The organism is Larkinella harenae (assembly GCF_054780515.1).
The window spans coordinates 39,325-53,071 of record NZ_BAAGWE010000006.1 but is presented as its reverse complement, the minus strand read 5'-3'; the positions used below and the strand labels follow the sequence as shown (position 1 = coordinate 53,071).

General features: G+C 52.9%; 12 protein-coding genes. 7 read left to right on the top strand and 5 right to left on the bottom strand.

Translation table 11 applies throughout. The annotated features are described in order from the left end of the window. Positions 1 to 16: 16 nt before the first annotated feature. From ACYVH9_RS23825 to ACYVH9_RS23805, 5 genes are all read right to left on the bottom strand, one after another. A complete protein-coding gene (locus tag ACYVH9_RS23825) occupies positions 17 to 406 on the bottom strand; it encodes a VOC family protein (protein WP_460638923.1) in 390 nt (129 codons plus the stop codon). A 12-nt stretch (positions 407 to 418) separates the two neighbouring features. Next, on the bottom strand, positions 419 to 856 hold the full coding sequence (locus ACYVH9_RS23820) for an SRPBCC family protein (protein ID WP_460638922.1): 438 nt from the start codon (positions 854 to 856) through the stop codon (positions 419 to 421). 99 nt (positions 857 to 955) lie between these two features. Then, entirely contained in the window at positions 956 to 2,716 is a 1,761-nt protein-coding gene (locus ACYVH9_RS23815; protein ID WP_460638921.1) for a DUF885 domain-containing protein, read from the bottom strand. A gap of 147 nt (positions 2,717 to 2,863) precedes the next feature. Then, entirely contained in the window at positions 2,864 to 4,168 is a 1,305-nt protein-coding gene (locus tag ACYVH9_RS23810) for an amidohydrolase family protein (RefSeq protein ID WP_460638920.1), read from the bottom strand. Between the two features lie 83 nt (positions 4,169 to 4,251). Further along, positions 4,252 to 7,317 carry an amidohydrolase family protein gene (locus ACYVH9_RS23805; protein ID WP_460638919.1) on the bottom strand — a complete coding sequence of 1,022 codons (3,066 nt, stop codon included), beginning with the start codon at positions 7,315 to 7,317 and terminating at the stop codon, positions 4,252 to 4,254. A 153-nt stretch (positions 7,318 to 7,470) separates the two neighbouring features. Here ACYVH9_RS23805 and ACYVH9_RS23800 point away from each other — a divergent pair, with 153 nt between their 5' ends. The 7 genes from ACYVH9_RS23800 (at position 7,471) to ACYVH9_RS23770 (ending at position 13,712) form a co-directional block, all read left to right on the top strand. Continuing rightward, positions 7,471 to 8,238 (top strand): hypothetical protein, encoded by a 768-nt coding sequence (locus ACYVH9_RS23800; protein ID WP_460638918.1) that lies wholly within the window; start codon positions 7,471 to 7,473, stop codon positions 8,236 to 8,238. A gap of 84 nt (positions 8,239 to 8,322) precedes the next feature. After that, positions 8,323 to 9,363 (top strand): isoaspartyl peptidase/L-asparaginase family protein, encoded by a 1,041-nt coding sequence (locus ACYVH9_RS23795; RefSeq protein ID WP_460638917.1) that lies wholly within the window; start codon positions 8,323 to 8,325, stop codon positions 9,361 to 9,363. A gap of 235 nt (positions 9,364 to 9,598) precedes the next feature. Next, entirely contained in the window at positions 9,599 to 10,459 is an 861-nt protein-coding gene (gene hisG / locus ACYVH9_RS23790; protein WP_460638916.1) for an ATP phosphoribosyltransferase, read from the top strand. Positions 10,460 to 10,550: 91 nt separating this feature from the next. After that, positions 10,551 to 11,822, top strand: coding sequence for a histidinol dehydrogenase (gene hisD / locus ACYVH9_RS23785; RefSeq protein ID WP_460638915.1), 1,272 nt, complete (start codon positions 10,551 to 10,553; stop codon positions 11,820 to 11,822). 40 nt (positions 11,823 to 11,862) lie between these two features. Then, positions 11,863 to 12,057: a PIN domain-containing protein gene (locus tag ACYVH9_RS23780; RefSeq protein ID WP_460638914.1), complete on the top strand. Its 195-nt coding sequence runs from the start codon at positions 11,863 to 11,865 to the stop codon at positions 12,055 to 12,057. A gap of 12 nt (positions 12,058 to 12,069) precedes the next feature. After that, the gene (gene hisC / locus ACYVH9_RS23775) at positions 12,070 to 13,164 is read left to right on the top strand and encodes a histidinol-phosphate transaminase (protein ID WP_460638913.1); all 1,095 of its coding nucleotides are present in this window, start codon (positions 12,070 to 12,072) and stop codon (positions 13,162 to 13,164) included. A 14-nt stretch (positions 13,165 to 13,178) separates the two neighbouring features. Further along, on the top strand, positions 13,179 to 13,712 hold the full coding sequence (locus ACYVH9_RS23770; RefSeq protein WP_460638912.1) for a hypothetical protein: 534 nt from the start codon (positions 13,179 to 13,181) through the stop codon (positions 13,710 to 13,712). Positions 13,713 to 13,747 lie beyond the last annotated feature (35 nt).

Sequence of the window (13,747 nt, the reverse complement as noted above, 5' to 3'; positions counted from 1 at the left end):
CAAAGGCTGCATCGTCTTAAAGTTGGTATCCCAATTCCCAGGTATGCCCAAAAGGGTCCTGCAATTTCCCGATTCGCCAATCGTCTTCCGTGGTCATGGGGCAGATCTCGGTGGCCCCCTGTTGGAGTGCCCGGGCAAATAAATCGTCGGCTTTTTCCGTTTCCAGAATGATTCGGACAGCGTTCGCGGTTGTTGCGTCCGGGCTTACATTGCCGAATTGCGGCTCTTCGTCCGCAACATAAAACAAGGCCCCATCTACCCTGATTCGGGACGAAATCTTGTCATCGGGCAGCTCATACCGCGCTATTTCCTGCGCATCAAACGCCGACACATAAAAAGCGACCGCCTTTCGCGCGTCGCTCACCGTCAGAAAGGGAGTCAGAGTGGTTTTGGTACCGTTTGCCATGCGCTGTTTTCGTTAGTGAATTGCAGGTTCCGTCCCGTTTTCCAGAAGAACCTTTAAATTGTTTCCCAGCAGCATCTCCCATCCCCATTCAAACCGCTCCCGGTTGAAATGCGGATGTGGGGGAAAGCTTTCCAGATTGGTTTGCGTGACCCGCAACCGGGTTTGGTCGTTTTCCGGAACTAACTCAAACAGCACCTCCGACTTCCCCGCGTACCCTTTGTAAGCCCAGCTGTGGGCGAAGGTACGACCTTCGGTCACGGAAGTCACCACCCATTCCTTCCGGTATTCGGCACCGGCATCGTCAAATTGAAAGACAAAGCCGACCACCGGTTCAAATCGCCGAAGTTGCGGAAAATACCACTGCTTCATTTGCTCCGGCTCCGTTAGCGCCCGCCAAACCTGCTCACGGGGCACCTTATAATGAAACTCTTTAATAAGCGGATTCTTCATCGCATTTTATGTTGCTTCAACAGGGCAAAAAATCATTTGTAATACGGGTTTAATCTCATACCGTTCTAAATTGGCCATCTTGATTTCAGCTCGTTTTGTTCAAGGGCCCACCCTACTAGCTGCCTGTCTTTTGTTCGCTGAATCCTTCTTCAACCAATCCATAATATGTTGCTCCAGGAGGTTCAGTGGAACTGTTCCCTGATCCAGACATTTGTCGTGGAAGGTTTTGATACCAAAGCTTTTGCCCAATGCGGTTTGAGCTTTGCTCCGCAATTTTAAGAAAAGACTTTCACCAACGCCGTAGGTAGTCATCTGTCCCGGCCAGATTGCAATGCGGTCCACGTAGGATTCGGCCATTTGCCGGGTGTAGGTGGGCAGTTTTTCCAGGACGTACGAAATCGCCTGCGCCCTCGTCCATTTTTTCAGGTGAATGCCCGGATCGACGACCATGCCAATCGGTAAGCGCCCATAAGTCGCCAATCGATTGCGGTCGGAGCTGTATAAATTCATCTCATCCGCGAATGTTTCGGTATACCGCGCCCAGCCTTCCGCAAAACCGCTATTTATGACATATTTGACAATGGGATGAGATTGCACCAGCTCTCTGGCAATGGCTAACTGAAGATGATGACCGGGATAGGCTTCGTGAAAAGCCGTCGTCTCCACATCGCCCCGATCCTGTTTATCAAACTGATACAACTGGATGTAATAAGTGGCCGGGTGGCTGCCGTCATCCGGAACCGGATTGTAGTAGGAATACCCGGCCTTTTGATAATCCGCCATCGGCTTAATCTCCAGGCTGGCCGTCGGAATCAGGTTGAAATAAAGCGGTATTTTTTTCTTTGCCCGGCCAATCGCAGCGTTGGAGAAATCGATCAGTTCTTCTTTGGACGCAAACCGGTTGGTCGTATCGAGCCGCATTCGTTCCTTAATTTTTCCCAGGTCGGCGGTGCTGTACACCTTGCTTCCGATTTTTTTCATTTTCGCTTCCCGCTGCGCCACCGCTTTCAGGCCATCGGTATAGACAACTTCCGGCGAAACCGACAAGGTTGTGTTGCTTCTCAAAAGTGCTTTATAACAAGCGGCTCCGTTCGGCATTGCGCTCACAGACAGTTCCTCACGAGCTTTCTGAATGTACATATTGGTCAGAAAATCCCGGTACGCAGCCAGTTGGGGATAGATTTGCTCTTCAATGATTTGGTGCAATTCGCTGGCAAAGGAGGACGTGGAATCTTTTCGGGCGGGGGTGTAAAAATAGGATTGGTTAACGGGCTGTTTCAAAATATCATTCATCTGGTCAATAACCAGTCTGACATTTTGTTTGGGTGCGGTATATTTGATTTTCAATCCTTCCTTCAAATTGGCAATTTCGTTCTGAATATAGGGAGCCATCTGCCGCCATCGTGCCAACGTATTCGTTTGGTTTACGGTTGTTCCCACCGGTTGAATGTCGGCTAAATCGCTGAACATTACCTGCCACCCTCCCATTTGGTCGACGGCCCAAAGTTCCTTTTTACAGACTTCACAGCCCACATCACCTTCTACTTTCTCCCGCAGGATTTCGTACGTAATCACATCCCTTTTGCTCAGCCGGTTTTTATCAATTGTCTTTAGTCGGGCTACCAAGGAGTCCTCAAAAGCTTGCCATTTCTTTATCCCCTTGATTGAATTATCGGAAAGTGACGCATTATCAGCCTTTGCAATTCCGAAAAACGTGCCATACTCCGGATACTGGGCGAAATACCGGGTGATGTACAAATCTGCCAAGGTATTGACGTTGCCCAACCGGTCGTCTTGCGCAATCGAAGGAAGCGTTAAAAGCAAAAAGGGAAGCAGTAAATAAAGTTTGACGGGTTGCATGCAGGATAAAGGATTTCAGCAAATAGTTTGGGCTTGTTATGGGATGTGGATAGGATATTACATATTGTGCCTTTGGAGTTTATCTTCCCATTATAATAAAAAAGGAGCCCAATTCCTTGAGCTCCCGAATATTACAAAAATTCCTCCTTACTTTCCAGCCTCCGGCTGGCCGTATTTCTCGCGGTACATGTGAAACAGCCGCTTGTGCTTGTCATCGAGGTTGATATGACGGCCCTGGATATACGCGTGTTCGATCACGTTAGTGCGCATGTCCAGCAAATCGCCTTTTGAGACCACCAGCGTCGCGTGTTTGCCTTTTTCGAGTGTGCCTACCACGTTGTCAATGCCCATGATCCGGGCGGTGTTCGAGGTGAGCATTTTCAGCGCTTCTTCCTTGTCGATGCCCCCAAAACCGGCGGCTGTTCCGGCCTGGAACGGCAGGTTGCGGGTGCGCCACCATTCACCGTCGTAGCTCAGACTCACCATAATTCCGGCTTTTTGCAGGATGCCCGGCAGTTTGTACGGCATGTACACGTCCTCGTCTTCCCGCGTCGGCAGGCGGTGCATCGGCCCCAGAATCACCGGCACGTTGTTTTCCTTCAGAAAATCGACCACCCGACCCGCGTCCTCGGCCCCCACGAGCACCGGATTGCGGACACCCAGTTGTTTGGCAAACTTGACGGCTTCGATGATGTCCTTGCCGTAGTTGGCCCGGATGTACAGGCAACGCGTCCCGTCAAACAGCCCTTTCATGGCTTCCAGTTTGAGGTTTTTCGGGGCCGGATTCTTCAGATTCGCATAGGCTCGGGCGTCGGAGAACGTGGCGACCAACGCATTGATGGCATCCTGCCGCTGCTCGTTCTTTTTCAGACTGACCGCAAAGGTTTCGTAATCGAAACTCCGGGCAAAATACCCCGGCCAGCTCATCCACAAACCGTCGTCGGCTTTCAAAACCGCATCTTCCCAGTTCCAGCCGTCCGTTTGCATCACCGACGAACTCCCGGCAATGACGCCCCCATCGGGCACGGCCTGGGTCAGCAGCAACCCGTTGTTTCGAATCGTCGGAATGACTTCCGAATCGGTGTTGTAGGCAATCAACGACCGCACGTTCGGATTTAGCGAACCGACTTCCCGGTAATCGAGCGTAGCACGCACTGACGCAAATTCCTGCAAACCGACCGTGGCCGCCGGGGATATGAGCCCCGGATAAATGTGTTTGCCACTGGCGTTGATCACTTCCGCACCGTTCGTCGGAACACTGCCGTCACCCACGGCGGTAATCACACCCTTATCAAAAACGATGGTGCCGCTGGTAATCACCTGGCCATTGCCAACGTGGATGGTTGCGCCAGTCAGGGCTACGGCCCGCATCTGCGGGCCTGCCGGAGCCGGGTTTTGAGCCAACCCATTCAGCGATGCCAGGAGTAATATCGATAGTGTTATTTTTTTCATTTTGATTAGATTTTAGAGATGAGACAAGAGAGTAGGGACTTTCTTCGGGTTCGCATCTTGTCTTTATTCTCTTGTCTTACTTCTCATTTCTCTTGTCCAGACTCTTCTTCGCCTTCGGCCATAACGCCTTCCACGTCTTCGCAATGCCACATCCGCTGCCGCCGGAACGTGGGTCGCTGGGTCGAAGCGCCAGTAGCTTTTACCGTCAACATCTTCTGAATCAGCCGGGCGCGCTCCTTTTGCAGCTCGTCGCGTTTGCGATCGTCTTCCTGGGCATCGAAATAAACCGTACCGTCGATGATTGTCTTTTCGGGCCGGGCATACACTGCCAGCGGGTTGTTGTTCCAGAGCACCAGATCGGCGTCTTTCCCCGCCCGGATGCTACCCAGCTTACTATCGAGGTGGAGCAGCTTGGCCGGGTTGAGCGTCACCATTTTCCAGGCCTCTTCTTCCGAAATACCCCCGTATTCCACCGCTTTAGCTGCTTCCTGATTCAGTCGGCGGGCCATTTCGGCATCATCGGAGTTGATGGAAACCACCACGCCCGCCCGCGCCATGATCGCGGCATTGTACGGAATGGCGTCTTTTACCTCCATTTTGTAGGCCCACCAGTCGGCAAAGGTCGAGCCGCCCACCCCGTGTTTCGCCATCTTATCGGCCACTTTATACCCTTCCAGGATGTGCGTAAAGGTATTGACTTTAAAGCCCAGCGAATCGGCCACCTTTATCAGCATGTTGATTTCCGATTGTACGTAGCTGTGGCAGGTGATAAACCGCTTTTTGTTCAGGATTTCGGCCAGCGCGTCCAGTTCAATGTCCCGGCGGGGTGCTACGGTTTTCGCTTTCTCTTTAGCACTCATCGAGTTGTACGCTTTCCAGGCGTTGTCGTATTCGCGGGCGCGGGTAAAATGATCGAAGTAAACCTGCTCCACGCCCATTCGGGTTTGCGGGAACCGAATCCGAACCGCGTCGCCCCAGTTGGCCTGCTTGACGTTTTCACCGAGGGCAAACTTGATAAAACCGTCGGCCCCTTTCACCATCAGTTCCTGCGGAGCCTCGCCCCACTTCAACTTCACAATCGCCGACTGCCCGCCAATCGAGTTGGCCGAACCGTGGAGCAGTTGCGAGGTGGTGACGCCCCCGGCCAATTGGCGGTAAATATTAATATCTTCGGAATTGACCACATCGCTCATCCGCACCTCCGCCGAGCTGGATTGTCCGCCCTCGTTGATTGAATACAGCGCAATGTGCGAGTGTTCGTCGATAATGCCATTGGTCAGGTGCTTGCCCGTTCCATCAATGACCAGCCCCCCCGCCGGAGCCGCCAGACTTTTGCCTACTTTTACAATTTTTCCGTTCTGTACCAGCACGTCCGAACTCGCCAAAATACCGTCTTTTTCGTTGGTCCAGACCGTCGCGTTCCGAATCAGCAGCGTCTGCGCCTTCGGTTTTTCCGGATTGCCCATCCCGACAAACGGATACAGCAGTTTGCCAAATTCCGGGGCGGTTTTCTTCGCACGGTCCGTCGCTACGGTGTCCGGTTTGGCTGCCGAACCAGTAAACGGTTGCGCCAACGTCGCCGACCATTTGACGATTTTTCCGTCCGGCAATTCGCCTTCACCTTTCAAAGTCGTTGCTTCACGATAACCCGTTAGCCGAGTGGTACCTGCCTGTTTTTTATTGAGTTGAATTTGCAGCGAAACCAGGTCGTTCGTCAGCGATACTTTGGGAGTAATTTTGACGGTATCGGCCAGAATCTGGTACTCCAGCTTACCCGGTTTTCCGGTGATGTTCAGCTTCAGATTGCTCCGGTCACCGATGGTCAGGTTGTACGTGCCGCGCCAGTCGGGCGCATTTTTGTCCAGATAGACGTATTGTTTACCCCGCACCCAGTTTTCCAGGATCACATTGTCGGCGCTGAACAGGTTGTCGGATGTGATCAGAAAGTTGGCCAGCAAACCCGGCTTCAGACTGCCGACTTCGTTGTCGATTTTGAGCAGTTGCGCCGGTGTGGTGGTCAGGGCAGTGAGTGCCTGCTGCTCGGTCAAACCGTATTCGATGGCTTTGCGCAGGTTGGCCCAGAAATCGGTTTTGTTGCGCAGGTTGGCGGTTGTCAGCGCAAACGGCACCCCGGCTTTGGCGAGCAGGGCTGGATTGGCGGGTGCCATTTCCCAGTGCTTCATCTCAGCCAGCGTCACATTGTCGGCATCCCAGGCATCTTCCACGTCAAAAGGTTGCGGGTAGTTGAGGGGTACGATCAGCGACGCCCCCGTGGCTTTCACCTCATCCAGGCGCTGGTATTCGTCACCGGCGCTTTTGATAATGTATTGAATTCCAAACTCTTCTCCAATTTTATCCGCCCGCAGTACACCCAATTTGTCTGGCACCTCAAAAACCGAGGGCAGACTTTGCAGTTGGTTGAAGGCCTCGAGCGACAGGTTGGCCTCAACGGTTTTTCCGGCTTTTTTGTACCAGTCGGCGTCGTAATAGGTTTGCCGTAGCAGGGCCACTGCGCCCATCGGCGAGTTCGGGTAGGTTTGGGTGGATGTCCCTTTGCTGAATGAGTAGTGCGCCGAAACCCGGTTGCGGATCACCACGTTGTTTTCGCGGTCGTCGGCCAGCGTCACCAGCACCGAATTGCCACGCGCAATGCCGTCGTGCGGGTGTGTTACCACCGCGCCGAAGCCCAGCCGCCGGAGTTCGTTGGCCTGCGCTACATTGGCTTTGAAAATCGTTCCGGCATCAGCTTCCGGCTGGATGGCCTGGTTCCAGTTGTAGGCCCCTTTTTTATTGGAATCGTACTGCGGGGCTCCGCGCCCACCGCCGGGTGCGTTTCGTTGCAGAGCAGGCATTCCGTAATCCGATTCAATATCGACCAGAGCCGGATAAATCCGGCGACCGTTCAGATCCGCGACGACCGTTCCGGCCGGAATTGAAACGGTTTTGCCTACGGCTTCGATCCGACCGTCGCGGATCAATAGCGTAGCGCCCTTGAGGGTGGTTTTAGGATCAATGATGATGGTGGCATTGGTGAAGGCATACAACCCCGGTCGTTCGTCGTAGACGCCGTTCCGGGGAAACGTAACCTGCGACCAGCTAACCTGGGCGAGTCCCCAGGCCAGTACGCCGGTCAGGAAAAGTTTCCGCATGTAGGAAGTTAGTTAGGTGATGATTCCGCAAATTTACAAAAGGAGCCTCTTTATTGGCCTAGCAACCAAATTCTATTTTGTTACCCTGCAGTTTGTACATCTAAAAATTTTAATTTTAGCAAGAATTTAACCATGTTTCTTTAACAACATCCTATGAGAACGATGAATCCTATCTACCACTTCTGCCGCCTGGCGGTTTTTGCCGCCTTTGTTTTTCTTTCTACCCGGGCCACAGCCCAGCTTCCTAACGTAACCCGGGATGCGCTGCTCCAGAACGCGCATTTCACCGCATCCAACTTCGACATTATACCGATTTACACGATGGCGGGGCCGGAAGGACAAATTCTGGGGTATCCGTACCTGGATACGGCTTTTGCCAAAACCACCGTTGCGTTTTATCAGAACATGGCCAGTCCCGGCCATAAACCGCTGCTGGAAATCATCGATGCGCCGGTTCGGTTTAACCTGCAGGCGAATACGCTGGAGTTTCTGGTACAGCCCAAAATCGTGAAAGCCGTCGATGGCGAACGGGTAAAGCAATTTAAAATGGAGCGGGGTGGAAAAACCATGCAGTTCATCAACGCCACCGAAGCGGGGGCACCAGCGACCATGCGTGGCTTTTTCGAACAAGTAACCGATGGAAAGCTGAAGTTATTGGTTCGTCACCAGATTTACGTCAAGAAGCCAAACTACAACCCGGCACTCAGCGTCGGTTCTAAAGACACGGAGTTGATCAAAGAAGCAGTATGGTACACCAGCGATGGCAAAACCCTGACCAAATTCTCCCCCAGCAAAAAAGGACTCTTGGGCGTGATGAAGGATAAGGAGGAGCCGATCAACGCCTATCTCAAGGAAAGAAAGCCGGATCTGAAAAACCGGGCCGCTCTGCAAGACCTGTTCACGTATTACAACTCGCTGTAAAAACCGGTAGGTTTTGACCAAACTTTGCACGTAAATTGCAACGGTTTTGTCATACAACTCTCCTCATCAACAAGATTTGCCTTTATGAAAAGTCGGCGCTCGTTTCTCCGCTTAAGCTCGTTTTCCCTGCCCTTTTTTGGTCTGAATCAATGGTCCGCATTAGCCGAAAACCGGCTAGCCGGAAAACCCATTGTTGTTTCCACCTGGGACAGCGGCACCATTGCCAACGGAGCAGCCTGGCCCGTACTTCAGCGGGGTGGAAAGGCTATTGACGCCGTCGAACAAGCGGGTATTGCCATTGAAAATGACATCAATTGCTGCGTAGGCCTGGGCGGCAATCCCGACCGGGATGGGCGCGTGACGCTCGACTCCTGCATCATGGACGAAAAGTTCAACTGTGGTTCGGTAGCGTTTCTGGAACGAATCAAGCACCCGGTTTCCGTTGCCCGGAAAATCATGGACACTACGCCCCACGTTATGCTGGTGGGCGAAGGAGCCCAGCAGTTTGCGCTGGCCAACGGTTTTGTGCTCGAATCCGGAAAGCTGTCGGGCGATGCGGAGAAAACGTACCGGAAGTGGCTGGAAAAATCGGAATACAAACCGATCATTAATGTTGAATTGAATCAGAAAAAACCGTCTCAAAAAGAGAAAGGACCTTTCGCGCCCAATACCTTCGACGATGGTACGCCCAACCACGACACAATGGGAACCGTGGCACTCGATGCGTCGGGTAATCTGTCGGGGATGTGCACCACCAGCGGCATGGGTTTCAAAATGCGGGGCCGCGTGGGCGACTCACCAATCATTGGGGCTGGTTTATATGTCGACAACGAAGTCGGGGCGGTTACCTGTTCGGGCCAGGGCGAAGAAGTTATTCGCATGTGCGGCTCGCACCTGGTCGTGGAGTTCATGCGCCAGGGTTTATCGCCCAAGGAAGCCTGCCGCCGGGCCGTGGAACGCATCGTCAAACGCGATCCGGCCCGCGCCAAAGACTTTCAGGTGGGCTTCATTGCGCTGAATCGTCAGGGCGAGATCGGAGCATTTGCGGTTCAGAAAGGATTCAACTATACGGTTACTTCAGCATCGATCCAGCAGAAGATTTACGACGCGGAACATTACTTATAATCGTGTATTTCCGCACTAAAACGGGGTTACCCCGCAATTCGGAACAGGGCTGATCGAGACCGGGCGGTAGTTCCGCCCGGTCTCGATCAGCCTACTATCCAATACACCAACCACCGGCCATTCCGGGTAAAATTTACCTGATTTAAAGATTCCCCCCATTTGATCATCAGAAACGGCGAACTGAGTCCATTTTTATTTAGTAGCTTTGCGCTTTCAAATTCTGACTCGATTCACAGTGTCTTCTATTCTTCGAATTGCAATACAAAAGTCCGGTCGGCTCAGCGAGGATTCGTACCAATTGTTCAAAGAGTGCGGCATTCGCTTCGATTACGGCACCGGCAAGCTGAAATCCGTTTCATCGAATTTCCCCGCCGAGTTTCTCTTCCTGCGCGACGATGATATCCCGGGTTACGTCGAAGACGGCGTGGCCGATCTGGGCATTGTTGGCGAAAACGTGGCTGTCGAATCCCGGCATCAGGTCGAAACCGTTCATCGGCTCGGTTTTTCGAAATGCCGGTTGTCACTGGCGATTCCGCGCGGCACAGACTGGAACGGTATTCAGGATCTGGACGGAAAAAGCATTGCCACCTCCTACCCACGGATTCTGGGCAACTACTTGCAGGAACAGCAGGTGTCGGCCGCGATTCACGAAATCAGCGGGTCGGTCGAAATTGCGCCGGGTATCGGTCTGGCCGAAGCCATTTGTGACATCGTCAGTTCAGGAAGCACTTTGTTGAGCAACGGTTTGAAGGAGGTGGAAGTTATTTTCCGCTCCGAAGCCATTCTGATTTCCCGGGCCACGCTGGAGGATGAAAAACACACCCTGCTCGAGAAATTGCTGTTTCGCATCAAAGCCGTTCAGGCCGCTAAAAACAACAAGTACATTGTGCTGAACGCGCCCAACAGCGCGCTGGATCAAATCATGTCGCTCCTGCCGGGCATGAAAAGCCCTACGGTTACGCCCCTGGCCTCGGAAGGCTGGAGTTCGGTCCATTCGGTGATCAACGAAAACGATTTCTGGGAAAACATCGAAGCCATCCGCTCCGCTGGTGCGCAGGGCATTCTGGTGATTCCGATTGAAAAAATGATTTATTGATTTTTCGAAGAAGAGAGGGTAGACAAGAGAAAAGATTTCAACCGTTGCTGATCCTGTCTGTACTCTCTTGTCTTTTCTCTTTTGTCTAGCAATGCAAATTCTTTCCTTTCCTTCCCGCTCGGAATGGCCCCGGCTACTGGCCCGGCCCGTGCAATCGACCCAAACGATTGAAAAAGCCGTTGCGCCCATTCTGGAACAGGTTCGTCACGAAGGTGATCAGGCACTGGCTGCCTTCTCGAAAAAATTTGACCAAATTGAGTATACGGGCGCGCCCTTTCAGGCATCTGATTTTGAAGCCGCCGAAAAACAGCTTTCAGGTGAGTTGAAAGCCGCCATCCAGCAAGCCTATCAAAATATCCGTACCTTTCACGAAGCACAGCGCCAACCCGTCGAAAAGATTGAAACGATGCCGGGCGTGACGTGCTGGCGTCGGAGCGTGGGCATCGAGAAAGTGGGCCTGTACATTCCGGGTGGCACGGCACCGCTGTTCAGCACGGTATTGATGCTGGGGATTCCGGCGCAGCTGGCGGGTTGTAAAGAAATCATCCTCTGTACGCCCAGCGATCACCCCGCCATTCTGTATGCAGCTCAACTCGTGGGCGTTACGAGCGCCTTCCGGGTGGGTGGTGCCCAAGCCATCGCGGCTCTGGCGTACGGAACTCAGTCGATCCCCAACGTTTACAAAATATTCGGCCCCGGCAACCAATACGTTACAGCCGCTAAAATGCTGGTGGCCAAAGAAGGAATTGCCATCGACATGCCCGCCGGTCCGTCGGAAGTAGCCATTTACGCCGACAAAACCGCCATTCCGTCTTTTGTGGCGGCCGATCTGCTGTCGCAGGCCGAACACGGCGCCGACAGCCAGGTGCTGCTGGTTTCTACGGACAAGCACGTTGTCACGACGGTTCATCTGGCCCTGATGTCCCAACTGGAGCGTTTGCCCCGGCATGAGCTGGCCGCCAAAGCCATTGCCAACAGCAAAGCCATCCTGGTGGAGTCGGACGAAGATGCCGTTGAGCTGCTGAACGCCTACGCGGCCGAACACCTTATCCTGAGCATTGAAAACCCAGAAGCCGTGGCCGAACGGATTACCAACGCTGGCTCCATTTTCCTCGGAAACTATACCCCCGAATCGGCGGGCGACTACGCTTCGGGAACGAACCACACCTTACCGACCAACGGTTTTGCCCGGGCCTACAGTGGCGTTTCGCTGGACAGCTTCGTCAAGAAAATCACGGTTCAATCCATCACGGCGGACGGTATCAAAGCCCTGGGGCCAACGATTGAAGCCATGGCCGAAGCCGAATCGCTGGAAGCGCACAGACACGCGGTGAGCATACGCCTGGCGAGTTTGCAAGGATGAGAGCACCCAATTTGTTATCTTGCTAAAAGTCAACCGTGGCGTGAAATCGATTCGCAAGATTGGAATAAAACCGATTGCGGCTCAGAACGTAGGGCTGTTGCGAAAGCGTTTACCGGGCGACTCGATCATTGCCGCAACGGTTTTGTTTCATCATTTACCGTCACATACCAATAATACAGCCGATTTCGAAGATTTCCCGGGCTTGCGGGTTGTATCTTTGCCGTCGATTTCATAAGCATTTGATTTTATGTTTGACCTCACGACCATCCTTCGCCCCCATATTCTGACGCTGACCCCCTACTCGTCGGCCCGTGACGAATATACCGGGAAAGAGGGCATTTTTCTGGATGCCAATGAAAATCCGTTCGGCTCGACGCTCGACGGTTCGGCACCCCAGTCCGCTAGCCAGAACTCATTCAACCGCTACCCTGACCCGCACCAACTGGCCATCAAGGAGCAACTGGCTCCCATCAAAAACGTGCGGGCCACCCAGATTTTTATCGGTAACGGTTCCGACGAGCCGATCGATCTGCTCGTGCGGGCGACCTGTGTGCCGGGTCGGGATTCGATCCTGATCCTGCCACCGACCTACGGCATGTACGAAGTAAGCGCGGCCATCAACGACGTTGAATTGATCAAAGTCCCGCTGACCCCGGATTTTCAGCTGGATATTCCGGCCATTCTGGCAGCTATTCAGCCGCATACCAAACTCCTGTTTGTCTGCTCGCCCAACAACCCGACCGGTAATCTCGTTGATCCGCAGGATGTGGTCACGCTGTTAACAAATTTCAAGGGGCTGGTCGTGGTTGACGAAGCGTACATTGACTTTGCCCATTCGCCTTCTTTTACCCAGCTGCTCGACCAATACCCAAATCTGGTGGTTCTGCAAACCTTCTCAAAGGCCTGGGGGCTGGCGGCTCTGCGCTCCGGTATGTGTTTTGCGTCGGAAGCGCTGATCGAGGTGTTGAACAAAATCAAACCTCCCTACAACGTCAGCGGACCAACCCAGCAGTTGCTGCTGAATGCCCTGCAAAACGTTGCGGCCAAGGACGAAATGGTAGACCGAATTCTAAACCAGCGCGAACAATTAATTCAAAAATTGCTCAATTTACCGCTGGTTCGGCACGTTTACCCTTCAGACGCCAACTTTATTCTGGTCAAATTTGACGATCCAAAGACAGTTTTCAACTACCTGATCGATCAGCAAATCATCGTCCGCGACCGTCATCGGGTTAAGCTTTGTGAAGGCTGTCTGCGAATTACAGTCGGTACGGAAGCGGAAAATGATCAGTTGCTGTTCACGTTGAGGCAATACGCCAACCAACTAACCACAACCATTTAACAGTGCCTGTTTTTATGAAAAAAGCGCTCTCGCTGTTGCTTTTCTTAGGGATTAGCCTTGCCATTAATCACCAAACCCACGCGCAAACCAACAACTGGGCCATCGGTTTTCGCATTGGGGAACCTTCGGGTGTCAATATTCGCAAGTACTTTGGCGACAACCACGCCTTTGACCTGAATGTGGGAAGCTACGGCGGTATCTATGGCAACCGGCGCAGTTACCGCAAGGGGGTTTACAAGAGTGTCGGGCTGAGTGTTCAGGGGCACTACCTCTGGCACGGTGCCATTGCCAAATCACAAAGCCTGCACTACTATTATGGCTTCGGGGGGCAAGTGAACAGCCGACGGTATTATCCGGATATGTTCAGTACGGTCAATGCCTGGGACAACACCATTTCGGTGGGCGGATCGGGGGTTGCGGGTCTCGAGTATTTTCCGCCCAATAAATCGTTTTCCATCTTCCTGGAAACCGGTGCCTACGTGGAGGTGATCCCGGCCCCGTTTTTTCTCGGCCTTCAGTCGGGTTTGGGAATTCGGTTGAATTTATAACCGCGGAGGGAACGGGAACGTTCGGCTTCACTTCC